This is a genomic window from Labrys sp. HAY1-8F, assembly GCF_056754975.1.
In genome coordinates this window covers 3,354,150-3,375,781 of the sequence record NZ_JBPGWZ010000002.1, presented here as the reverse complement: position 1 = coordinate 3,375,781, position 21,632 = coordinate 3,354,150, and the positions used below count along the sequence as shown (strand labels likewise).

The 21,632-nt window shown below is 64.5% G+C and carries 21 protein-coding genes; 10 read left to right on the top strand and 11 right to left on the bottom strand.

Annotation, left to right across the window (positions count from 1 at the left end):
• Positions 1-47: 47 nt before the first annotated feature.
• Positions 48-1,226: an NAD(P)/FAD-dependent oxidoreductase gene (locus tag ACR9ZN_RS24670; RefSeq protein WP_481273435.1), complete on the bottom strand. Its 1,179-nt coding sequence runs from the start codon at positions 1,224-1,226 to the stop codon at positions 48-50.
• A gap of 221 nt (positions 1,227-1,447) precedes the next feature.
• Between ACR9ZN_RS24670 and ACR9ZN_RS24665 the strand changes: the two genes are divergently transcribed.
• A complete protein-coding gene (locus tag ACR9ZN_RS24665) occupies positions 1,448-1,903 on the top strand; it encodes a thiol-disulfide oxidoreductase DCC family protein (RefSeq protein WP_454811763.1) in 456 nt (151 codons plus the stop codon).
• Positions 1,900-2,997 carry a molybdenum ABC transporter ATP-binding protein gene (gene modC / locus ACR9ZN_RS24660; RefSeq protein WP_454811761.1) on the top strand — a complete coding sequence of 366 codons (1,098 nt, stop codon included), beginning with the start codon at positions 1,900-1,902 and terminating at the stop codon, positions 2,995-2,997. The genes ACR9ZN_RS24665 and modC overlap by 4 nt, the downstream gene beginning before the upstream one ends.
• On the opposite strand, the gene ACR9ZN_RS24655 is transcribed toward modC, so the two are convergent.
• On the bottom strand, positions 2,994-3,365 hold the full coding sequence (locus tag ACR9ZN_RS24655) for a YkvA family protein (RefSeq protein WP_481273434.1): 372 nt from the start codon (positions 3,363-3,365) through the stop codon (positions 2,994-2,996). The two genes, modC and ACR9ZN_RS24655, sit on opposite strands and share 4 nt — an antisense overlap.
• Before the next feature lie 217 nt (positions 3,366-3,582).
• On the opposite strand from ACR9ZN_RS24655, the gene sdhC reads away from it, so the two are divergent.
• From sdhC to ACR9ZN_RS24635, 4 genes are all read left to right on the top strand, one after another.
• Positions 3,583-4,014, top strand: a complete 432-nt coding sequence (sdhC, locus tag ACR9ZN_RS24650; RefSeq protein WP_454811757.1) for a succinate dehydrogenase, cytochrome b556 subunit — start codon at positions 3,583-3,585, stop codon at positions 4,012-4,014.
• Positions 4,015-4,023: 9 nt separating this feature from the next.
• Positions 4,024-4,410 carry a succinate dehydrogenase, hydrophobic membrane anchor protein gene (sdhD, locus tag ACR9ZN_RS24645; RefSeq protein WP_434959048.1) on the top strand — a complete coding sequence of 129 codons (387 nt, stop codon included), beginning with the start codon at positions 4,024-4,026 and terminating at the stop codon, positions 4,408-4,410.
• A 3-nt stretch (positions 4,411-4,413) separates the two neighbouring features.
• A complete protein-coding gene (gene sdhA / locus ACR9ZN_RS24640) occupies positions 4,414-6,240 on the top strand; it encodes a succinate dehydrogenase flavoprotein subunit (protein WP_454811755.1) in 1,827 nt (608 codons plus the stop codon).
• A gap of 568 nt (positions 6,241-6,808) precedes the next feature.
• Positions 6,809-7,588, top strand: coding sequence for a succinate dehydrogenase iron-sulfur subunit (locus ACR9ZN_RS24635; RefSeq protein ID WP_454811753.1), 780 nt, complete (start codon positions 6,809-6,811; stop codon positions 7,586-7,588).
• 21 nt (positions 7,589-7,609) lie between these two features.
• Here ACR9ZN_RS24635 and ACR9ZN_RS24630 read toward each other — a convergent pair whose 3' ends face one another.
• Both ACR9ZN_RS24630 and ACR9ZN_RS24625 read right to left on the bottom strand, forming a co-directional pair.
• On the bottom strand, positions 7,610-7,951 hold the full coding sequence (locus tag ACR9ZN_RS24630) for an endonuclease domain-containing protein (RefSeq protein WP_481273433.1): 342 nt from the start codon (positions 7,949-7,951) through the stop codon (positions 7,610-7,612).
• Positions 7,952-8,056: 105 nt separating this feature from the next.
• On the bottom strand, positions 8,057-8,275 hold the full coding sequence (locus ACR9ZN_RS24625; RefSeq protein ID WP_149252780.1) for a hypothetical protein: 219 nt from the start codon (positions 8,273-8,275) through the stop codon (positions 8,057-8,059).
• Positions 8,276-8,537: 262 nt separating this feature from the next.
• Here ACR9ZN_RS24625 and ACR9ZN_RS24620 point away from each other — a divergent pair, with 262 nt between their 5' ends.
• A complete protein-coding gene (locus tag ACR9ZN_RS24620) occupies positions 8,538-9,119 on the top strand; it encodes an AprI/Inh family metalloprotease inhibitor (protein WP_434959044.1) in 582 nt (193 codons plus the stop codon).
• Between the two features lie 110 nt (positions 9,120-9,229).
• On the opposite strand, the gene ACR9ZN_RS24615 is transcribed toward ACR9ZN_RS24620, so the two are convergent.
• On the bottom strand, positions 9,230-10,066 hold the full coding sequence (locus ACR9ZN_RS24615) for a fatty acid desaturase (RefSeq protein WP_481273432.1): 837 nt from the start codon (positions 10,064-10,066) through the stop codon (positions 9,230-9,232).
• 247 nt (positions 10,067-10,313) lie between these two features.
• Here ACR9ZN_RS24615 and ACR9ZN_RS24610 point away from each other — a divergent pair, with 247 nt between their 5' ends.
• From ACR9ZN_RS24610 to ACR9ZN_RS24600, 3 genes are all read left to right on the top strand, one after another.
• Positions 10,314-11,162, top strand: a complete 849-nt coding sequence (locus tag ACR9ZN_RS24610; protein WP_481273431.1) for a helix-turn-helix domain-containing protein — start codon at positions 10,314-10,316, stop codon at positions 11,160-11,162.
• 245 nt (positions 11,163-11,407) lie between these two features.
• Positions 11,408-11,869: a hypothetical protein gene (locus tag ACR9ZN_RS24605; protein WP_481273430.1), complete on the top strand. Its 462-nt coding sequence runs from the start codon at positions 11,408-11,410 to the stop codon at positions 11,867-11,869.
• Positions 11,870-12,091: 222 nt separating this feature from the next.
• Positions 12,092-13,051, top strand: coding sequence for an alpha/beta fold hydrolase (locus ACR9ZN_RS24600; RefSeq protein WP_454811747.1), 960 nt, complete (start codon positions 12,092-12,094; stop codon positions 13,049-13,051).
• 99 nt (positions 13,052-13,150) lie between these two features.
• Here the strand turns inward: ACR9ZN_RS24600 and hisN are convergent, their stop codons facing one another.
• The 6 genes from hisN to ACR9ZN_RS24570 form a co-directional block, all read right to left on the bottom strand.
• Positions 13,151-13,936, bottom strand: coding sequence for a histidinol-phosphatase (hisN, locus tag ACR9ZN_RS24595; RefSeq protein ID WP_434959039.1), 786 nt, complete (start codon positions 13,934-13,936; stop codon positions 13,151-13,153).
• A gap of 469 nt (positions 13,937-14,405) precedes the next feature.
• Positions 14,406-14,714 carry a hypothetical protein gene (locus ACR9ZN_RS24590; RefSeq protein WP_434959038.1) on the bottom strand — a complete coding sequence of 103 codons (309 nt, stop codon included), beginning with the start codon at positions 14,712-14,714 and terminating at the stop codon, positions 14,406-14,408.
• 117 nt (positions 14,715-14,831) lie between these two features.
• Positions 14,832-18,296, bottom strand: a complete 3,465-nt coding sequence (locus ACR9ZN_RS24585; RefSeq protein ID WP_481273429.1) for an ATP-binding protein — start codon at positions 18,294-18,296, stop codon at positions 14,832-14,834.
• Entirely contained in the window at positions 18,293-19,549 is a 1,257-nt protein-coding gene (locus ACR9ZN_RS24580) for a metallophosphoesterase family protein (RefSeq protein WP_454811740.1), read from the bottom strand. Before ACR9ZN_RS24580 ends, ACR9ZN_RS24585 begins: the two co-directional genes overlap by 4 nt.
• Before the next feature lie 63 nt (positions 19,550-19,612).
• On the bottom strand, positions 19,613-20,125 hold the full coding sequence (locus ACR9ZN_RS24575; protein WP_454811738.1) for a DUF1993 domain-containing protein: 513 nt from the start codon (positions 20,123-20,125) through the stop codon (positions 19,613-19,615).
• A 178-nt stretch (positions 20,126-20,303) separates the two neighbouring features.
• Entirely contained in the window at positions 20,304-21,233 is a 930-nt protein-coding gene (locus ACR9ZN_RS24570) for a glutaminase (protein ID WP_454811737.1), read from the bottom strand.
• Between the last annotated feature and the right edge of the window lie 399 nt (positions 21,234-21,632).

Genomic DNA, 21,632 nt, shown 5'->3' with positions numbered 1-21,632 from the left:
CAGATAGTTAAGAGCGCTCCACACCAGCGCTCCACATCGGCCCACCTTCAGATCACGTTGAGCTCGAAGACCGGCCTGTTCTCGATCACGCGCCGATAGTCGAACACCGACAGGTCCAGCGTCTGGAAGCGGCCCGTCGTGATCAGTTCGGCGACGGCGCGCCCGGCGGCCGGAGCCTGCTGCAGGCCGTGGCCGGAAAAGCCGTTGAGAAAGAAGAAGTTCGGCATGGCCGGATGCGGGCCAATCACAGCATTCTGGTCGAGCGTGTTGTATTCGTAATGCCCCGCCCAGGCCCGTATGAGCTTGAGCTCCTCCAGCGCCGGGACCTGGGTGGCCAGGGCTGGCCAGACGGCTTCCTCGAACAGGCTGTAATCGACCTCGAAATCGCCGTCGGCCCGCTTCTCGCCGCGTTCGTCCTCGGCACCGCCGCAGATATAGACGTCGCCTTCCGGCCGGATATAGATGCCGCCTGGCTCGACCAGCAGCGGCATGCGCGGCAACTCGGTCCTGCAGCGCACCACGAAGACGGAGCGCTTGCGCGGCTCGACTGGCAGGCCGAGCCCGGCCAGGGCGGCAACGTCGCCACCCTGCGGCCCCGCCGCGTTGACGAGCGTGCCGCAGGCGATGCGCCCGCCCGATTTCAGCCTGACCGCCTCGGCCTTGCCGTCCCGGTGATCGATGCCGACCAACTCGTCCTTCACATAGACGGCGCCGGCATCCCGCGCCGCCTTGCGGAAGAGATCGAGCAGGGAATGGGCGTCGAACCAGCCCTCCCCCCGGCGGCCATAGGCACCGGCAGCGATGCCCTCGACATTGAGCCAGGGAAATTCATGGCTGAGAGCCTGCGGATCGAGCAGCTCGATCGCCGTGCCCTCGGCCTGCTGGACCTGCCAGTTCTGCTCGAGGATCGCCTTACCGCCCTCGCTAGCCAGCAGGAGGTAGCCGCCCTCATGGAAACCGATGTCGGCGCTCGGGCCGAAGCGCTCCTTGAGATTGCGCATGATCTCCAGGCCGAACAGGCTCATGCGGATGTTCTCGGGCGTGGAGAATTGCTGCCGGATCGAGGCGGCCGACAGGGTGGTCGAGGAATGGGCATAGGTCGGATCGCGCTCGATCACCGTGACGGAGCCGGCGAAACCCAGTTCGACCTTGAGGAAATAGGCGGTGGCTGAGCCCATGGCGGCGCCGCCGACGATGACGATGTCTGAAGAAGAAGAAGGGATCACAAGAAGCTCGCTGGCGGAAGGGCGATTGCGCCCAGGGGTTGCCCTTTCTATGATCGCAGGTACGGGATGCGCAATATCCTCGGGTGCGCGGACGTCTCGGCCGCATCTTCCTTTCCTGCGGATGGGCCGTGTCCAGGATGCGGATCGTCCGACACTCTCTTGAGTGTCGCAGGACGTCCGCGCACCCGGGAATGCCTTCGCAAGATCATGGGAGAGTTTTCGTGAACCAATGGCGGCCGCAGCCTGCAGGCGACCTGCCCGACGGACTGATTCTGTTCGACGGGGTCTGCGTCCTGTGTTCGGGCATGGTGGCCTTCGTCATTCCCCGGGATGCCCTCAGCCGTTTCCGATTCGTCGCCATTCAAAGTGAAGCGGGCGCCGTGCTCGCCGATCGTTTCGGCATCCGGGCGGATGATCCCGAGGCTATCGCCGTGATCAGCGACGGCATCGCCTATTTCAAGGCGGATGCGGCCATCGCCATCGGCCGGGGCCTGCCGGGCTGGCGCTGGGCGGTCGTGCTGAAGGCCGTACCCCGCCCCGTGCGGGATTTCCTCTATGACCGCATTGCCCGCAACCGCTACCGCCTGTTCGGCAAGCGCGAGAGCTGTCTGATGCCGACGCCCGAGGTCCGCGCCCGTTTCATCGCTACCCTGCCCGATCTTGCGAGCGCGGCATGATCGACGCCAACATCATCGTCCGGCGCGCCGGCTTCACGCTCGAATCGGCCTTTACCTCGGATGGCGGCATCACCGCCTTGTTCGGCCGTTCGGGCTCGGGCAAGACGACGCTCCTCAATGCCATGGCCGGGCTGATCCGGCCCGACAGTGGGCATATACGCCTCGATGGGCAGACGCTGTTCGAAGCCTCCTCCCGTACCTTCCTCGCCCCGCATCGGCGCCGGATCGGCCTGGTCTTCCAGGATGCCCAGCTTTTCCCGCATCTCACCGCCAGGCAGAACCTCCTTTATGGCCGCTTCTTCAACCGTCGATCGCTCGACGTCGCCGGCCCGAAGCTCGAATTCGACGCGGTGGTCGGCGTGCTCGGCATCGAAAAGCTGTTGGGCCGCCGGCCGAACGCGCTTTCGGGCGGCGAGAAACAGCGCGTGGCCATCGGCCGCGCCTTGCTGGCCTCTCCTCGCCTGCTGCTGATGGACGAACCACTCGCCGCGCTCGACGCGCCGCGCAAGCTCGAAATCCTGCCCTTGATCGAGCGCGTGCGCGACGAGATGAAGGTGCCGATTCTCTATGTCTCGCATGCGGTGGAGGAGGTAGCGCGCCTCGCCGCCCGTGTCGTGGTCCTGGAGGCCGGCCAGGTCAGCCGCATCGGCACGCCGCAGGACGTGCTGGTACCGGCATCCGGCCCGCTCTCCAATCAGCGCTTCGAGACGGTCTCGCTGCTGGAAGCACGCGTGCGCGGCTATGACCAGCATTACGGCCTCTCGACCCTGGATCACCCGGCTGGCCCGATCAGCATTCCCGGCCGCGCCGGCCCGCCCGGGACCAAGGTGCGCGTGGTGGTGCGAGGCTCCGACGTCTCCATCGCCATGAAACGCCCGGGCAGCGTGTCGATCCGCACCATGCTGGGGGCGCAAGTGCAGGCGATCGATGCCGATGACGGCCCAGTCGCCCGCGTCGACCTCATACTCACCGGCGGCGACAAGCTTTCCGCCTTCATCACCCGCAACGCCGTGGATGAGCTTGGCCTGGGCCAGGGCGATAGCGTCCTGGCCATGATCAAGGCGGCCTCGATCGACGCGCGGTGGGAGGGCTAGCGCCCCTTCTTCACCTCGTCCAGCCAGCGCTGGGCCGCTTCGTGATGGCGCGGCAGTATGGCGCCGGAGACCATGCGGATGGCGGCATAGAGGATGGCGGCATCGTCGGTGAAGCCGAGGCCGACGATGAAATCGGGGACGATGTCGAAAGGCAGCACGAAATAGGCGAGCGCAGCCGCCAGCGTCGCCCGCACCTTGAAGGGCGTGTCACGGTCGAGCACTGCGTAATAGGCGGCCAGGAGATCGGAAGCGAAGGGTATATGGGCGAGCGTCAGCTTCAGCTTGGGCAGGAAATTGGCCCTGAGCTGTTCCTTGCGCCGCTCGAAACGACGGCCGGCATCGTCATACATACGGGACTGTGTGACCATGGTACCCTCCTCAACGCGAGACCATGTGGCCCCGCTTACGGCGGTTTCAAGCATCGCATGCCCAGACATCGTGAAAATATTTCGATCTGCATGGCTGCTCTGCGCCCAAAATCCGCCAGGATCTCGGGATTCGCGTTCTAATCCATTGCACTGAGCCCGCCGACAGGATATCGCATCGCAGCAAGATTATAACGGGTCGAAACTGGAGGTCCTTCCGATGGCCGATCCTAACGCGTCCGCCGGCAAGCCTGGCCTGGCTGATTCGCGTCCCTTGTCGCCGCATCTGCAGATCTATCGCTGGCCGATCACCATGACGATGTCGATCCTGCACCGCGTGACCGGCGGGGCTCTCTATGTCGGTACCTTGCTGCTCGCCTGGTGGCTTTTGGCTGCGGCGACCAGCCCGTCGGCCTTCGCCTGGATACAGTGGTTCATCGGCAGTCCGCTCGGCCTCCTCATCCTGTTCGGTTATACCTGGGCTCTGATGCATCACATGCTCGGCGGCATCCGGCATTTCATTTGGGACTTCGGGCATGGCCTCGGGCCGGGCGAACGCAACGTCTATGCCTGGGCCAATGTGATTGGATCGGTGGCGCTCACGGTGCTGATCTGGATCGTCGGCCTGCTGGCCTTCAGCGGCGCCAACTGAGGACCCGACATGAGCAAGAGCCTCAAGACTCCTCTCGGCCGCGTGCGCGGCCTCGGTTCGGCCAGGTCCGGTACTCATCATTTCTGGCTGCAGCGCCTGACCGGCGCCGCCATGGTGCCGCTCACCATCGCTTTCGTGCTGACGGTGATCTGCCTTGCCGGCGCCAGCCAGGCCACGGCGATCGCCACCTTGTCCTCGCCCCTCGTCGCCATCCTGCTGTTCCTGTTCATCATCGCCGGTATCGTCCATATGCGGGCCGGCATGCAGGTGATCATCGAGGACTATGTCGAGACGGAAAGCCTGAAGATCCTGGCAGTACTCGCCAACACCTTCTTCTCGCTCCTGGTAGGGGCTGCTTGCCTCTACGCGCTGCTGAAATTGAATTTCGGGATGTAAGCCATGGCCGAAGGCACCGTTACCACCCCCTCCGCCCTGGGCACTGCCTATCCCATCACCGATCACACCTATGACGTCGTGGTTGTGGGCGCCGGTGGCGCGGGCTTGCGCGCCGTGGTCGGCTGTTCCGAAGCGGGGCTGCGCACCGCCTGCATCACCAAGGTCTTCCCGACGCGCTCCCACACCGTGGCCGCACAGGGCGGCATCGCCGCCTCGCTCGGCAATATGGGTCGCGACGACTGGCGCTTCCACATGTACGACACCGTCAAGGGCTCGGACTGGCTCGGCGATCAGGACGCCATCGAATATCTGGTGCGCAACGCGCCCGCCGCCGTCTACGAGCTCGAGCATTGGGGCGTGCCCTTCTCGCGCACCGAGGACGGCCGCATCTACCAGCGCCCCTTCGGCGGTATGACCACCGATTTCGGCAAGGGCATCGCCCAGCGCACCTGCGCCGCCGCCGATCGCACCGGCCACGCCATGCTGCACACGCTCTACGGCGCGGCGCTCAAGCACCAGGCCGAGTTCTTCGTCGAATATTTCGCCATCGACCTGATCATGGATGAGGATGGCCAGTGCCGCGGCATCGTGGCCCTGAAGATGGACGACGGCACCATCCATCGCTTCCGCGCCCATCGCACCATCCTGGCGACAGGGGGCTATGGCCGCGCCTATTTCACCGCGACCTCGGCCCATACCTGCACCGGCGACGGCAACGCCATGGTGCTCAGGGCCGGCCTGCCGCTGCAGGACATGGAATTCGTGCAGTTCCATCCCACCGGCATTTATGGCGCCGGCTGCCTGATCACCGAAGGCGCCCGTGGCGAGGGCGGCTACCTCACAAATTCGGAAGGCGAGCGCTTCATGGAGCGCTATGCCCCCTCGGTGAAGGACCTTGCCCCGCGTGACATGGTCTCGCGCGCCATGACTATGGAAATCCGCGAAGGCCGGGGCGTCGGCAAGCGCAAGGATCACATTTTCCTGCATCTCGACCATCTCGATCCCAAGATCCTGGCCGAACGCCTGCCGGGCATCTCCGAATCGGCCCGCATCTTCGCCGGCGTCGATCTCACCAAGGAGCCGATCCCTGTGCTGCCGACGGTGCATTACAACATGGGCGGCATCCCCACCAATTATCACGGCGAAGTGTTCACCAAGAAAGGCAACAACCCGGATGCGATCGTCCCCGGCCTGATGGCCCTGGGTGAAGCAGCCTGCGTCTCCGTGCACGGCGCCAACCGCCTCGGCTCCAACTCGCTGATCGACCTCGTGGTGTTCGGCCGCGCGGCGGGCTTGCGTTGCGCTGAAATGATCAAGCCCGGCGAGAAGCATGCCGACCTGCCGGCCGATTCGGCCGAGAAGGCGCTCTCACGCCTCGATCGCCTGCGCTACGCCAAGGGATCGACGCCCACCGCCGAACTCCGCCTTTCCATGCAGCATGTGATGCAGAGCGACTGCGCCGTCTACCGCACGAGCGCCTCGCTCGCCGAAGGCAAGCAGAAGATCCATCAGGTCTGGGGCAGTGCCGATGACGTGCGCGTCACCGACCGCTCGCTGATCTGGAACTCGGACCTGATCGAAACCCTGGAATTCGACAATCTGATCAGCCAGGCCGTGGTCACCATGGACGGCGCGGAGAATCGCAAGGAAAGCCGCGGCGCCCACGCCCATGAGGATTTCCCCAACCGCGACGATCAGAACTGGATGAAGCACACGCTGGCCTGGGCCGACACCGAGAAGAAGTCCGTCACGATCGATTACCGGCCGGTGCACACCTACACCATGTCGAACGACGTCCAGTATATCGAGCCGAAGGCACGCGTATACTGATGCGATGGCTCTTCGCGATAGGCCTACTTGCGCTTTCTGTCTCGGAGCTACGAGCTGAAGTACGACATAGTGGCCTCGTCGGGTGTTGGCAGCCTAAGCAACAAAATGATCGCTACTTTCGTTCTGCATGCTTTTATCCCAGTGGAGATTTGGAGATAAGCCTGACCCTGACAACGGAGGGTTTTGGAGATTGCGCTCGATATCAGTTGAAGACACCCGACGTCATGCATGGATCAAATCTAACGCCTGGTGAGGCATTCTACGGAATTTCTAAACATGGATTTAGATTTAGAGGCATATCGAATCCAAAGAAATTTCAATGCAACGTAAGAAATCGCGATGGCATGCTTTCTTTGACAGGAAGTAGGTGCCCATTCATCACGCAATGGGTGCCCACTAAATTCAAACTGCGAGACCCAGACTCTATTTGTAGGTCTGAGGCGAGCAGCAATTGAAGTTGCTGTTGATGTGATTTGCAAACCGGCTGATGCTCTGCCTCGGCCAATGGTTAAAAAGACTAGACGTTTGTTAGGTTCAAGTTTGAGCTGCCAGACGCGGAGAGGCTAGCATGGTCCAACTCACACTTCCCAAGAACTCCCGCATCGTCAGCGGCAAGGTCTGGCCGAAGCCGGAGAGCCAGAAGAATCTGCGCGAGTTCAAGATCTACCGCTACGATCCGGACGGTGAGTCGAACCCGCGCACCGATACCTATTTCGTCGATCTCGACGATTGCGGCCCGATGGTGCTGGACGCCATCATCTGGATCAAGAACACCATCGATCCGACGCTGACCTTCCGCCGCTCCTGCCGCGAAGGCATCTGCGGCTCCTGCGCCATGAACATCGACGGCGCCAACACGCTGGCCTGCACCAAGGCGATGGATGACATCAGGGGCGTGATCAAGATCTATCCGCTGCCGCATATGCCGGTGGTGAAGGATCTGGTGCCCGATCTCACTCGTTTCTATGCCCAGCACGCCTCGGTCGAGCCCTGGCTGATGACCGACACGCCGATGCCGGAAAAGGAATGGCGGCAGTCGCATGGTGACCGCGAGAAGCTCGACGGCCTCTATGAATGCATCCTGTGCGCCTGCTGCTCCACCTCCTGCCCGAGCTACTGGTGGAACGGCGACCGCTATCTCGGCCCCGCCGCCCTGCTGCAGGCCTATCGCTGGCTGATCGACAGCCGCGACGAGCGCACCGGCGACCGGCTGGATGAGCTGGAGGACCCCTTCAAGCTCTATCGCTGCCACACCATCATGAACTGCGCCCAGACCTGCCCCAAGGGTCTGAATCCGGCCAAGGCGATCGCCGAGATCAAGAAGATGATGGTGGCAAGGCAGGTGTGAGGGTGGGGGTGCAAGCGCCCTTCACCAAGGCAGCCCCACCCGCGCCAGGATTGTATCCTGCACAATCTGCGGCGTTTTCAGGATTTCGGCATTCCAGAAACGCACGATGGTGAAGCCTTGTGCTTCCAGCCAGCGATCTCGCTCCTGATCATGCGTGCTTTCGGCATGTTGCGAACCATCGGCCTCGACGATCAGCCTGCATTCGAAACAGACGAAATCGACGATGTATTTTCCGATTGGCACCTGCCGGCGAAACTTCAGGTGGGATAACCGGCGACCACGCAATAACCGCCAAAGCCTGGCTTCCGCGTCGGTCGATTCAGCTCGCATTGAACGGGCGAAGCCACGTTGGTCCTGCTTCACGATCGAGGCTCGTTAAAAAAAGGGGTAGCGAATTATTCCCCTCATCCCCCTGCCGGGACCTTCTCCCGCATGGGGAGAAGGGATTTCATCAAATTCGCGACGCGGCTACCGCACCGGGCCAGTGACGTCCACGTCTTCCACCGGAGGCTGCTTGCCGAGTTCATTGCGGTCGAGCCGGGGCGAGGCCGCTGCTGGAACGGTGGCGGGCGCGTGGAGCGTGAGTTTGGGCAGTTCGAGATTGCTGTCGACGCGGCCAATCGGAGCGGCCGACGACGTCATCGTCGACAGGGCAACCAGCACTGCAACGGCGCTCGGGGCAGCCATGGATTCTCTCCGGGACGTGTGACGTTCAGGCCACACCTTGGCGAAATTGATTTAAGCAAACCTTAAGATCATCGAGCCTATCAAAGATTCGACACAGAACCAGCTCAACAGGGCAGTGTAGCCTCGCGGTCCAATTTCCCCTACGGCACGCGAGATTGTTTGCCCGATTTATCGCATGCGGCGTTGCGCTTCTTGCTGTCGCCGTGCGCCTCGATCTGTTATGGGCAGTACCTGATAACTCTGACTGGGACCGGATGGACCGATGAGATTTTCCGCGCTGGCAATTCTACCTTGTGCCCTGCTGCTGGCGTCCTGCGCGTCGTCATCCCGCCTTGGCGACGCCTTCGATTTCGGCAGTTCGCGCCGCCCCCCGCCCGATGCCGGTCGCCCCGTGCCGGCGCCAGAGCCGCTGATGGCGGCACCGACGGAGGACGTGACCTCCCAGCCCCTGCCGCCCGCCGGCGGCGAGGCGACGCCGGGCGGCACGGCCGCTGCCCCCTCCACCTCGCTCGCGCCGCCGAGCAACCAGGTCGCGGCCCTGCCGACCACACCGCGGGCGCCGTCCACCGGCGGCATCTCCGGGAGTTGGAAGATTTCCGATGCGGCGCGCGGCAGTTGCAACATCTCGCTGACGCGCCAGGCCCTGCTCGACGTCTACCGGGCCTCTCCGTCCGGCTGCCAGGCCGGATCGCTCGCCAAGGTCAATGCCTGGCAGCAGCGTGGCCAGGAGATCGATCTGCTCGAGCCGGGCGGCCGCACCGCCGTGCGTCTGTTCCCGACGGGCGACGGCGCCTATGAGGGCGCGGCCACGCTGTCGGGCGCCAAGATCCGGATGACCCGGTAGAGGGCGGCTTCCGACGGGAATATCGTGAGGGCAGGCTTCGGCCTGCCCTTTGTTTTTCTAAATCGATGAACAGAAAACAACAGACGGCCGATGCGATGGGCCCGCCAGGCTCATCCCTGTGCGGGCGCCCGGCCATAGGGATGGATCAGCGTGTCGTGCTCGGTGACGAAATAACGCCGGGCCACGTCCCAATAGCCGTTATAGACCAGACCGCCATTCTCACGAATCACCCGCTCGCGGTTGGCGCGATACCAGGCCGGGATTTCGTACCAGGGCATCATCGGATTGTCGTGATGCACGACATGCAGGTTGTTGTAGAGGAAGAGCAGGCCTAGCACCGGCGCGTTCTCGACGATGGCCGTGCGCTCCTCCACGTCGTTCTCCGCGCGGTGCTCGGCGAAGGAACGCACCAGCATCAGCGCCGTGCCGGGGTAGACGATCGCCACAAAATACACGAGCGGATTGAGATCGCACACCAGCACGAGCCAGGCCAGCACCACCAGGAGTTGCAGGGCGTGGCTGGTCCAGATGCGGCGATGCATCGGCTCATTGCGCCACACGGCACGGGCTTCGCGGAACAGGAAGGTCGACATTGCCCGCGCCGGCCCGATGATCATCCGGCCAAGGAAGGTGGCGTTGGCGCGGATCGTCCAGGCATGGAAGCGGCCAAGGCGATCCCATTGCTCCTGTGTCCAGTAGTGCGATTCCGGATCGTCGAGCGGGTCGGTCAGCCGTTCGTCGCGGTGATGCAGCAGGTGACTGATGCGATAGGATTCATAGGGCAGCCATAAGAGCAGCGGCCAGCAGCCGATCCAGCGATTGAGCGTCCGGTTCGAGGTCGGATGCCCGTGGATGATTTCATGCTGGAGGGAGGCATGCCAGGCGACCGTCCAGGCTCCGAGCGGAATCCAGAGCCAGAGCGGAATCGCGGCATGAAAATAGGTCAATACCCCCCAAAAGCTATAGATTAAAGCCGCAAGAGCGACGGTCGGCCACTCGACCGCCTTCCGTCTCCGCCGCGCCTGAATCTCAGCCTTATGCATTCAAATCACTCCATAATTACAGTGATGATGCGGCGAAAGCCTAAATCACACAAGGATTGTGTTGTCGCATAACATTGACATTTGTAGTTTAATAATCTCCTATGTAGATTATTTCATCATTCGGTGATAATTATAAACAACCAGGGCAGAAATGGCACACCCTACCGCGGCTCAGAGCTTTCGCGACCGGCTCGAACGGGTCATTGGCCAGACCGGCCTGAACCAGGCGGGCTTCGCCCGCCATGTCGGCATCGATCGCTCCACCCTGTCGCAATTGCTGTCGGCGGAGAATGACCGCCTGCCGCGGGCCGAGACCTTGGCGGCTATCGCCAAGGGCTGCCGCATCTCGATCGACTGGCTGCTCGGCCTCAGCCAGCGCGAGCAGATCGGCGCCGAGCTGGTGGAAGCGGTGCTGACCATCGAGACCCAGGCCCATGCCCCCTTCAACGAGCGCTTCCTGCGCTGGCATGCCGAGGCGGCGGGCCGCAAATTGCGCACCGTGCCGATGAGCTTTCCCGACTTCCTGAAGACGGACGAGGTCATGCAGTTCGAATATGCGGTGGCGCTCGGCCCAGATTCGAACCCGGCCCTGGCCGAGCGGCGGCGGTTGACCATCGCCGCCATCCGCGATGGCGGCGAGATGGAGGCCTGCGTCTCCGTCCAGGCGCTGGAGGTCTTCGTCCGAGGCCAGGCCCAGTGGGAGGGCTTCGATAGCGCCGCCCGGAAAGCCCAGCTCAACACCATGGCCAGCCTGGTGGACGAACTCTATCCGACGCTGCGGCTCAATCTGTACGATCTTAGGCACACCTATTCGGCGCCCTTCACCATCTTCGGCAATTCCCGCGCCGCGGTCTATCTAGGACCGACCTACCTTGTCCTCAATGCCAGCGAACATATCCGCCTGCTGACACGCCGCTTCGATGACATCGTGCGCACCGCCACCGTGCAACCCCATGTCGCGGCCGCCTATCTGCGCGATCTCGGCGCCTCTCTCGACTGAGCAGGATTGGCACGGCGCGCGACCGGAACGCTCCAGCTCCACGCCTTGATGCGGCGCAGTTCAACAGGAAAGTCCTGATTTGTCGGAGCTTGGCTTGTTCCGGCAGTAACAAGGCACACGCAAACTCGGATGAAGTTTAGGTGCGCCGTTCTCCACGCAAGATGAACGCCACGTGAACGAGCGCTTGCATCGTTGTTCACACAGTTCCGGTTATGGTGCCCGCAGATCTGGTCTGGAGAAGCTTCATGCCCTGCCGAACCCTTATCGGGGTGATTGCCGGTCTGGCCCTCCTGACCCTGGGCTTTCAGACCGATGTGAATGCCGCCTTCGCGCAAAACTCGTTGAATAATTACGCCCAGACGCCGCAGGAGGCACCGACGCTGGGAGCCAATCGAGGTCTTCCGCAGGCACCGAACGAGGTCGGCCGAGGGCCGGACGAGGCAGGGAATCCACGCCTGCTGCCGCCGCGCGCCATCATTTCCAGCCTGGCCGGTCGGGGATACCGCAACGTCGTCATCAAACGCGTGCGGGGCGACAGCTATATCGCCGAAGCGGAGGGCTCGGAGGGCGGGCGCGTCCTCATCGTCATCGACGGCCATACCACCGAAATTACGGGACTGCGGCAATTGGGCTGGGCCCGGCCTCCCCGCCAATGGGACAATGACAGCTGGGTCCCGCCGCGTCCCTGGAGTGGTCCACGCTGGTAGGCTCGAGCCGAAACTCGATAGCTCGGCGTGCTCCGGAGCAGTCCGGCAGCCCGCCTGCGCTCCCGGCGCGGGCGGGCTCGTTATTTGACGCTGCCACCACAAAAGATGCTGGCGCAAATTACGGTCTCTGCGAGCCGCAATTCTCTCCAATTTTCGTTTCGATGCATTTTCTTGATCGAAAAGTCTGCCGACTTTTCTGGAAAATGCGTTAAGGAGCAGGTCATGCTCCAGCCCACCAGCGCGATGCGCCTTCACGGCAGCCCCGAGAATCCCTGTCCCGATGGCGCCATACTCGAAGCGCTCACCACCCGGGACGGGATCAGCCTGCGCACGGTGCGCTGGCCTTCGCTGTCGCCACATCCCAAGGGAACCGTCTGCCTGTTTCAGGGACGGTCGGAGTTCATCGAGAAATATTTCGAGGTGATCCGCGAATTGCGGGCCCGGGGCTTTGCCGTGGCAACCCTGGACTGGCGGGGGCAAGGCGGATCCGACCGCCTGCTGCGCGACGGGCGCCTAGGCCATATCGACGATTTCGCCGACTTCGGGCCAGATCTCGACGCCTTCATGCGCAAGATCGCACTGCCCGAATGCCCCGGCCCGTTCTACGCGCTGGCTCACTCGATGGGGGGCGCCATCCTGTTCGCCAATATGCCGCCCGGCTCGATCTGGTTCGACCGCCTCGTCGTCACCGCGCCCATGATCGAAATTGGCCGCAAGCCCCCGGGTGCCCGCTGGCTTGCACGTTTCCTGGGCGGGATCGGCCTGGGACGGCTGATCGTGCCGGGCTGGTCGCCCCGCCCGGTCGGGCTCAAGCCTTTTGACGGCAATCCGGTGACCTCGGACAAGGCTCGCTATGAACGCGCCGCCCAAATCGCCCGCGACGCCCCTGAGCTTGCCATCGGCGGGCCGACGATCGGCTGGGTGCGCGCCGCTTTCCGAGTAATGGACCGGCTCGCCGACCCGCGTTTCGGGGCGGATTGGCGGATCCCTACCCTGATCATGCTAGCGGGCGACGACCATGTCGTCTCCTCGCCGGCAGCCCAGCATTTCGCCTCCAAGCTCTACGCCACCCGGACGTTGACCCTGCCCGGCTCGCGCCACGAGATCACCCAGGAGCGCGACGCCATCCGCGAAGCCTTCTGGGCCGCCTTCGACGCCTTCATTCCGGGCACTCAGGTGTGAGTCCTGGGAGCGCGGACACCTGCCCGCTCCTCTCCTGACCGCCAATGCGGACATCGCCCCATGACTTCATGGGGCTGTGATGTCCGCTCTGCGGGGCCGTCAGCCGGCCTGCAACAGGGAGAGCGCCGCCGCATGCACGCGAGCATCGCCCGCCGCGACGATCCGTCCGCCCGCCTGGGCAGGACCGCCGTCCCAGGTGGTGATGACGCCGCCGGCGCCTTCCACGATCGGGATCAGGGCCGTGATGTCATAGGGCTGCAGATTGGCCTCGATCACCAGATCGACCAGGCCCATCGCCAGCATGGCATAGGCGTAGCAATCGCCGCCATAGCGCGAGAGCTTCACCTTCTCTTCCACCACCGAGAACAACGCCCGATCAGGCTCGGCCATCAGGCGGGGACTGGTGGTGTAGAGCACGGCGTCGGCGAGGCCCGCGCAGGAGCGGGTGCGCATGGTGCGCTCGCCGCCCGGGCCGCGATATCGAGCCGAGCCGCCATCGCCCGAAAAGCGCTCACGCGTGAAGGGCTGATGCATCATGCCGTAGCAGGGCTGGCCGTTGCGCAGCAGGCCGATCAGCGTGCCCCAGCCGACCATGCCGGAGATGAAGGATTTGGTGCCGTCGATCGGATCGAGCACCCAGACGAACTCGGCATCGAGGCGCTCGGAGCCATATTCCTCACCCATCACGCCATGGCTGGGAAACATCGCCCGGATCTTCTGGCGAATCACCGCCTCGGCGCCACGGTCCGCCTCGGTGACGGGATCGAAACTGCCACCGCCGGACTTGTCTTCCGCCGCCAGGGCCGAACGGAAGAAAGGCAGGATCGTGGTGCCCGAAACATTGGCGAGTTCATCCACGAAGGCTTCGAAATCCACCGGTGCCATCTTTTTCTCCGCGCGGCCAGAGCGCTTGCTTGCGCCGGACTCCCTTAGAGTGTTTTGCGGCCTGGCGGAATCGCCGGGACTTGCAAAGGCACGTCAATGGGGAGCCGGAGCAAAGAGCGTTTCGATCTGAATGGGCCTTGCTCTAGAGCAGAACGTCGCCGGAGAAAACCGGTTTTTACAGCATCGGGCCCGATTTCGGAATCGTGTCCGATGCTGTAAGGTCTTGCTATCGCATCGTTTTTCCGAAAACCGGCACCCACTTTTCGAACGATACTCCAAAGCGTTTTGCGATTTGACGGAATCACCGAAAATCGCAAAGACGCGTCGAAACAAAGAGCTGGAGCAAAGCGCGTTTCCGTCCAGACGCGCTTTGCTCCAGAAATGAAAACCCCGCCTCTCGGCGGGGTTCCGGGGCCTCGCTGCCGACCGCTGATGCAGGCCGGTGCGAGGACGCTACCGTGAAATTCTGTTAGCGGCAGACGCGCACACGCTCGACGTGATAGCCGTAGTCGTACTGGTTCGGCACGCGCTGGCGCTCGAACCAGCAGCGGGGCTGCACATAGACCGGAGCGGGCTCTTCATAGTAGCCCTCGTCATAGTAGCGATCACGATTGGTCAGCGCGCCGCCTAGGAGCAGGCCGCCAACAAGACCGGCCGCCGCACCGCCGGCAAAGGCGCCGCCACGACCGTAGCGAGCTTCGGCGGTGCCGGTCGTCGCCATCGAGGCACCGGCAACAGTGGCAACAACCAGGGCCGATGCGAGAATTTTCTTCAACATAATCAGTTCCTCACGTGGGGCGCTCCAGAAGCGCCACCAGCGGTAGCTGCTTTGTGCCCTTGAACCTATGGGATGCATTTTAGGGGGTACAAGCTGAATGGACTATGAACGCTTCCGTCAGCTTTCGGACGGGTTTTGCGGGTCCAGCATGATGATGTCGACGGCCTGTCCCAGGCGTTCGCGGGCGATCTCTACCACATGGCGATGATGCGTAAACAGGATCTTCTGCAGCCCCGAGCCCTTGGCCGCCAACACCTGCAGCGCGGCGGCGACGCGCTCCTCATCGAAGGTCATCACCAAATCGTCGCCGATGAAGGGGGGCACCTCGCGCCGCCCCGCCATGGCTTCGAGATGGGCAAGGCGAAGCGACAGATAGAGTTGGTCCCGCGTGCCCTCGCTCAAGCCACCGATATCGGTGGTCCCGCCATCGGGCCGACGGGCGGCCAGGCGCAGCCTGTCGGCCTCGTCATAGAGCGTGGCGATACCGGAGAACCCGCCGGCGGTGATGGTAGCGAACAGGCCGCCGGCCCGCGCGATCAGCGGTCCCTGTTCGGAGCGTAGCTGGCGCTCCAGCCCCGCCTCCAGCAGCAGGGAGGCCGTCTTCAGCACCAGATAGTCGCGGGTGATGCGGGCAAGGTCGGTGCGCGCGTCCTCCCGTGCCTGGGCCGCGCCGGCCGCGCCGGCTTCCCGCTCGATCGCCTCGCGCCGCCGCCGCAATTCCCCGAGGGCGAGGGCCGCCTGCTTGTCCGCTTCGATCAGGCCGTTGAGTTCGGCCTGCACGGCTTCGCTCTCGCCCGCGGCCTCGTCGATACCGATCTCGGCCGCTTCATGCCGCAACACTGCCTCCTCCAGGCCGTCGCCCTGTCCGCCCAGTTCGGCCCGCGCAGCGGCAAGCTCACGGCGGAGGCCGGCACGCAAGGCGAGGTCGGCGGCTAGCGCGGCAAGCGCCGCCGTCTCGCAGCCGGCCGTAGCGGCCAAGCCGGCCAAGGCATCGTCATGGCTACGCTGGGCCGCCTCGGCCTTGGTCAGCGCATCGCGATAGCGATCCAGGCTCTCCCGTGCAGTGCGACGACGGATCGCCGCGTCACGGGCCGCCGTCAGAGCCGTCATCAGGCCAAGAGCCGTCTCCGCCGGATCGCCGCTCGCCTCGGAGGGAAGCTTGTCGACCAGGCCCGCGGCGTGTTGCGCGAAGGTGGTCCGATCGTCGAGAATACTGGCGATCCGGTGATCGAGGCTGCCGAACTGGGCAAGCTTGCCCTGGACGGCGATCCAGAGTTCGCTCGCCTTGGCGGCCTCCTGGGGGCTCGCCTCGGGCGCCAGGCCGAGAACGGCGAGTGCGGCGGTCCAATCCGACTGGGTGGCGGCCCGCGCCGCCTCGGCCGCTTCCTGTGATTTTTCCGCCCGGGCCAGCTCGGCCTGGTTTGCTGCGAGCTGGTCGGCGAGTGAGCGGGCCTCGCGAGCCCCGAGTTCGAGTGCGGCGAGACCGTCCTCGATCAGCCGAACCAGGCTGGGCAGGCTCTGCGCCCGTGCGCCCGCAATGCCGATTTCGGCGGCGAGAGCCTCGAGCCCTGGCCGCTCTCCGGCCAGACGCCGCCGGCCCCGCTCGATCCTGAGTTCGAACTCCTGCAGTGCCTGGCGTTCCTCGCGCAGCCTTGCGAGCTCGGCCAGAAAGCGACGCATCACCGCCGGCGCCTCCGTCTTGCAGCCGAGCGACGCGAACAGCGCCTGCCAGGCCTGCCCCACCTTCTCGCTTTCCTGCAAACGCGCCGCGATCCCCGCCTCAGCCCGCGCAAGGGCCGCGGCATCCCTGGCTCGCGTCCGGCGCGCCACTTCACGGCGAGCCAGATGCTCGGCCTGTGCCAGCCTGCGGTCAGCGAGTTGATCCACGGCGCCGACGATCTTGCGATAGGCCTTCGCCACAGCCTGCGAGGGCTCGGCGATTACAGCGTCGAACAAGGCATCGCGTTCCGACCGTTCGCGAGCCAGCAGGGCATCGTCGATCAGCCCGTCCTCGCCCCTGGTTTCGGCCAGGAGAGCGTCGGCTTCCGCGAGGGCTTCCCGCAGCCGCCTGACTTCGGTTTCCTGCTCGCGGGCTGTGCTCTCCAGCGCCGCCAACGCCTGCTCGGCCTGGGTAATCTCTGCCTCGGACGGCTCGCGCCAGGCCCAGAGCCTGGGCTCATCAGCCACCGCCGGCGACAGCCGCGCCAGCCTGTCCTGCTGCAGCGCCCGGCGACGGGCCAATTCGCCTTCCTGCTCTTCGAGGGCGCCGGCTTCCGCCAGGGCCGGCTGCATGGCCTTCAGGCGTTGGCGCAGGGGGCCGGGATCGGAGCCCGCCCGGACGGAGGCCGTCTTGCGTTTCAGCCCGTCGATCGCTTCGCGCGCCCGCTCGGCGGCGCGCCGGCTTTCGCCGCCTTCGCGCTCGATCTCGCGCCGGCGCTCGGCCAGCACTCGGATGCGTTCGAGGGCGAGATCGTCCGGGCTCAACGCCGAGAGGGCAGCCCGGTCCTTCTGGCCGAGCCGCCGGGCCAGGTCGTCGAGGTCATCAGCGATTTCCCGCGCTTCCGCCTCCCGGCGTGGCAGGTCCTGCATCGCCTTGGCCAGGGCGGCGCGCTCCTCATTGAGGGCCGTAATCGCCTCTCCCGCCGCCAGCAAATCATCATCGACGGCGATCGCGGCCAGGGCCCGCTCGGTATCACCAACCTCGCGCGCCAGGCGGGCCATGGCCTCGCGTCCGTTCTCGGCCCGGACCAGCGCCGCCTCGATCTCGGCGGCGAAGCCGTCGGGCAGATCCGGCCGGGTATCGAGAGCAGCCAGGGCCGCCTCGGCCTTGCCGATGCGGGCGAGCAAGGGGGCGACACGGCGGACGCGGTCGATACGGGCACGCCGGATTCCGGCCTGGCGCAATTGCTCGGCCAGGGTGCGGGCTCGCGCCTCACCGGCTTCGATCTCACCTTCGAGACTGCGCACGTCGTCGGCCCGCAGAGACTGCTCGCTCAGCGCCCGGCGGGCCTGATCGTAGCGCTCCTGCGCCTCATAGAAGGCACGCTTGTTCGACTTGCGGGCTCCGAACAGCCCATCCGCCTCACCCTCCAGCCCGGCGCGAACCGAAACCAGGGTCTTCAGGCCGGAGGCCGCTGCAAACAGGCTTTCGCCCACCTCGCCCTCGGCCGCCAGCATCTGGCGGGCGCCCTCGCGCAGGCCGGCTTGGTCGAGCCCGAAGGCAGCCAGGAAGACCTCCCGCGAAATGCCGCTCAACAGCTGTTCGAGCAACCCGTCGTCGAGCGGCGTGTCCTCGGCATCGGTGAGGGAATTCTTCAGCCGCTTGCGTCGCCAAAACCGCAAGGGTTCGCCATCAGCCCGTTGCAGCTCGGCGCCGACCTTCAAATCCTCGTAACGATGCCTGAAATTGGCGGGGCTGCGCGGCTCGAAACCATAGAGCAGGTCGGTGATCGCCGACAGGGCCGAACTCTTGCCCGCCTCGTTCGGGCCATAGACGATGTGCAGATCGGCATCGGGACGAAAATCGAGACGCGTCCCGGTAAAGGGACCATAGCGATCGAGATCGAGGCGGGTGAGCTTCATGCCGCCTCTCCGGCACCGGCCTTGCCGCCCCGGCGCAGGCGCGCCAAGGCGACGGCGCGTGCCTCTTCCACCAGAGCCGTCCCGATCTCCTCGCCGCGCACGGCCTGGCGCACCTCGTCCGGCAATTTGGCCAGGATCTCCTCGACGACACCGGCAAAAGCCTCAGCGAAATCCGACTCGGCTTCGAGCCCGGCCAACAGGCCTTGCGGATCGGCAAAGCCGACAGTCTCGTCCATCGCGATCTGCGGCATCGTAGTCGAGAGTTCGATGCGCTCGATATAGAGGCGCTCGCTAACCCGATCGGCGGCGGCCTGGATCTCGGCTCGCAAATGCTGGCTGTCGGCGGCAAGTCCGTCATGAACAGGCGTTTCACCCGTCAGCGTCAGGCGCAGCGCCAGCGGGCGTTCGCCCGCTGCGGTAATTTCCTCCCGCAGGGCGGGCTCGACCCGTGCCAGCACCTCGGCGAGCGTCGTCGCCTCGTCGATCGCGATGCGGCGATGGCCCCAGCGCGCCTTGTCGAGCACCAGGGGGATGAGCGAAGCGACGGCGCCATCCTCGACCTCCACCAGCATGGCGCCTTTCGGCCCGCTTTCCCGCACATGACGGCCCTGGAGATTGCCGGGGAAGACGATAGGGGGATCGGTGGCGACGATTTCGGCCGCATGGATATGACCGAGGGCCCAATAGTCGTAGTTGCGAGCCTTGAGATCGGCGAGGCTGCAGGGCGCATAGGAGGCGTGGCCGGCTCGGCCGTCGAGCGAGGTATGCAGAAGGCCGAGATTGAACCAGCCAGGCCGCGCAGGTGGAAAATCGCGCACGATATTATCGCTCAAGGAGCGCTCCGCGAAGCTGCGCCCATGCAGCGCGACTCTTAGCTCGGGCAGCTCCATGGTTTCGGCCTTGCGGGTGCTGAAGGAATGCACCAGGGGCGGCAACGTCACCTTGCGCGAGATCTGGCTTTCCGCGTCGTGATTGCCCTGGATCAAGTAGGTGGGAATGCCGGCCCGCGACAGACGCGCGAGCTGGCCGGCAAAGAACAGGCCGGTGTGGTAATCGCGCCAGTCGCCGTCATAGACGTCCCCCGAGATCACCAGAAAGGCCGCCTTGCGGGCCAGCACGTCGTCGATCAAGGCTTCGAACGCCTCGCGCGTCGCCCGAGCGAACAGTACCGCCAGCTCGGGCTGGCGAGCCGTCAAGCCATGCATGGGGCTGTCGAGATGCAGATCGGCGGCGTGGACGAAGCGAAAGCGCATGAGCGCTTGTAGGATCGTTTCAGCCGCTTTGTCGAGGCAGCCCGCCTGGGCCCTCAGGCACCCTCAGTCGAACAGCGGGCCGAGATAGTCCTTCTTGCTGAGCTCAACGCCATTGGCACGCAAGATGGCGTAGGCCGTGGAGGCGTGGAAATAGAAGTTCGGCAGGGCATAGAAGTTGAGATAATCGTCCGGCTTCAGGTCGCGCTGTGTGCCGGCGATCTTCAGGCTGATCGTGCGCCCGCCGCCGGCCTCGACATCGGCCTGGGGAACGGAGCGGATGAATTCCAGCGTCCTTGCGATGCGCGAACGCAATTCGGCGAAGTCCTTCTCGTCATCGTTGAATTTCGGCGCCTCGACGCCGGAAAGCCGCGCCACGCACAACTTGGCGAAATCGCAGCTCGTGCTGACCTGCCGCGAAAGCGGCAGCATGTCGGCGGTGAGCCTGAGCCCGCACATCACCGCGGGATCGACCTTCTTGGCTTCGGCAAAGGCTGCCGCCTTGTCGAGAACCCCCGAGATAGCCCCCAGAGCGTGCACGAAAACCGGCACGGTGGCCTGGTAATATGAGAGCGACATGATTTCCTCCGCATCCGTCCAAAGCGTTTTGCGATTTGTTGGAATCACCAGGAATCGCAAAGACGCGTCGAAACAAAGAGTTGGAGCAAAGAAGCGTCTACGCCTAGACGTGCTTTGCTCTGGGTGTGGCCGGCCCCTTGTACTCGGCCGAGCCCGCCAAAGCTATGGTCCTTCGACCTCACGCCCCGAAGATCGACCAGCCCATGCGGCGAGTGAGGGCCTCCAGGGCGATGCGGCCGAGATGGGAATTGCCGTTGGCGTCGAGGCCTGGCGCCCAGACCGCGATCGAAGCCTTGCCGGGGGCCACGGCGAGGATGCCGCCGCCCACCCCGCTCTTGCCGGGCAGGCCGACGCGATAAGCAAATTCGCCCGAGCCATCATAATGGCCACAGGTCAGCATGATCGCATTGATGCGGTGGGCACGCTCGGCCTGGACCACACGGTGGCCGGTGGAGGGATTGCGGCCCTGCCAGGCGAGGAATCGCCCCGCCATCGCCAGTTGCCGGCAGGACATCGCGATGGCGCAATGATGGAAATAGACACCGAGCGTGTAGTCGACCGGATTGTCGAGCACGCCGAAGGATTTCATATAGTTCGCCAGGGCGGCGTTGCGGAAGCCTGTGCGCTGTTCGGAGGCGGCCACCGCCTCGTCGATGGCGATCGAGGGATCGTCGGCGAGGAAGCGCATGAAATGCAGGATCTCGCCCAGGGCCTCGCGCGGCTGGTGGCCTGAGAGGATCAAATCGGTGACGGCGATGGCGCCGGCATTGATGAAGGGGTTGCGCGGAATGCCCCTCTCGTTCTCGAGTTGCACGATCGAGTTGAAGGCGCTGCCGGATGGCTCGCGTCCCACCCGGCGCCATAGCCGATCGCCGGCCTTGCCGAGGGCGAGGGTCAGGGTGAAGACCTTGGAGATGCTCTGGATCGAGAAAGCCATATCACCATCGCCGCCGACATGCGCATTGCCGTCGGCATCGATGACGGCAATGCCGAAATGTTTGGGGTCGACGCGGGCAAGCTCAGGAATATAGGTCGCCACCTCGCCCCGGTCGCTGTAACAGGCCATCTCCTCGGCGATTTCGGTGACGATCTCATCAAGCTGGGGCAAGGCGGGTCTCGGGTTTCGATGGCGGTATCCTCCCTTACCGCAAATCGGCAGCGGTTTGGAAAGAGGTGACCTTTTTTGGTGGGGTGGTGTTTCATCCCTCATCCCCCTGCCGGTACCTTCTCCCGCAGAGGGAGAAGGGTTTTTTGTGGGAGAGATCGAGTTTGACTGAGCAGTTCCATGGTGCATCATACCGAGCCCGAATAGATCCCTTCTCCCCTTTCGGGAGAAAGTGGCGGCAGCCGGATGAGGGGTGAAACGCCGCCTTTCCTTGACTCCTGCGCCCGTATCCCCTATGTCCCGCATCGTTCTTACACAGTAAGACGCTCTTCCTGCCGACCATCCCGAGAGGATGGAGGCCAACGCCCGTCAGCGCGATGCGCCCACGGGCGTGTTTTGCGT

Excerpts from the sequence above, each read along its gene's own strand:
- sdhC (WP_454811757.1), top strand. The coding sequence starts at position 3,583 with ATGGCCGATCCTAACGCGTCCGCCGGCAAGCCTGGCCTGGCTGATTCG.
- ACR9ZN_RS24635 (WP_454811753.1), top strand. The coding sequence starts at position 6,809 with ATGGTCCAACTCACACTTCCCAAGAACTCCCGCATCGTCAGCGGCAAG.
- sdhD (WP_434959048.1), top strand. The coding sequence starts at position 4,024 with ATGAGCAAGAGCCTCAAGACTCCTCTCGGCCGCGTGCGCGGCCTCGGT.
- ACR9ZN_RS24585 (WP_481273429.1), bottom strand. The coding sequence starts at position 18,296 with ATGAAGCTCACCCGCCTCGATCTCGATCGCTATGGTCCCTTTACCGGG.
- ACR9ZN_RS24575 (WP_454811738.1), bottom strand. The coding sequence starts at position 20,125 with ATGTCGCTCTCATATTACCAGGCCACCGTGCCGGTTTTCGTGCACGCT.
- ACR9ZN_RS24620 (WP_434959044.1), top strand. The coding sequence starts at position 8,538 with ATGAGATTTTCCGCGCTGGCAATTCTACCTTGTGCCCTGCTGCTGGCG.
- ACR9ZN_RS24610 (WP_481273431.1), top strand. The coding sequence starts at position 10,314 with ATGGCACACCCTACCGCGGCTCAGAGCTTTCGCGACCGGCTCGAACGG.
- hisN (WP_434959039.1), bottom strand. The coding sequence starts at position 13,936 with ATGGCACCGGTGGATTTCGAAGCCTTCGTGGATGAACTCGCCAATGTT.
- ACR9ZN_RS24590 (WP_434959038.1), bottom strand. The coding sequence starts at position 14,714 with ATGTTGAAGAAAATTCTCGCATCGGCCCTGGTTGTTGCCACTGTTGCC.
- modC (WP_454811761.1), top strand. The coding sequence starts at position 1,900 with ATGATCGACGCCAACATCATCGTCCGGCGCGCCGGCTTCACGCTCGAA.
- ACR9ZN_RS24655 (WP_481273434.1), bottom strand. The coding sequence starts at position 3,365 with ATGGTCACACAGTCCCGTATGTATGACGATGCCGGCCGTCGTTTCGAG.
- ACR9ZN_RS24600 (WP_454811747.1), top strand. The coding sequence starts at position 12,092 with ATGCTCCAGCCCACCAGCGCGATGCGCCTTCACGGCAGCCCCGAGAAT.
- sdhA (WP_454811755.1), top strand. The coding sequence starts at position 4,414 with ATGGCCGAAGGCACCGTTACCACCCCCTCCGCCCTGGGCACTGCCTAT.
- ACR9ZN_RS24580 (WP_454811740.1), bottom strand. The coding sequence starts at position 19,549 with ATGCGCTTTCGCTTCGTCCACGCCGCCGATCTGCATCTCGACAGCCCC.
- ACR9ZN_RS24625 (WP_149252780.1), bottom strand. The coding sequence starts at position 8,275 with ATGGCTGCCCCGAGCGCCGTTGCAGTGCTGGTTGCCCTGTCGACGATG.
- ACR9ZN_RS24605 (WP_481273430.1), top strand. The coding sequence starts at position 11,408 with ATGCCCTGCCGAACCCTTATCGGGGTGATTGCCGGTCTGGCCCTCCTG.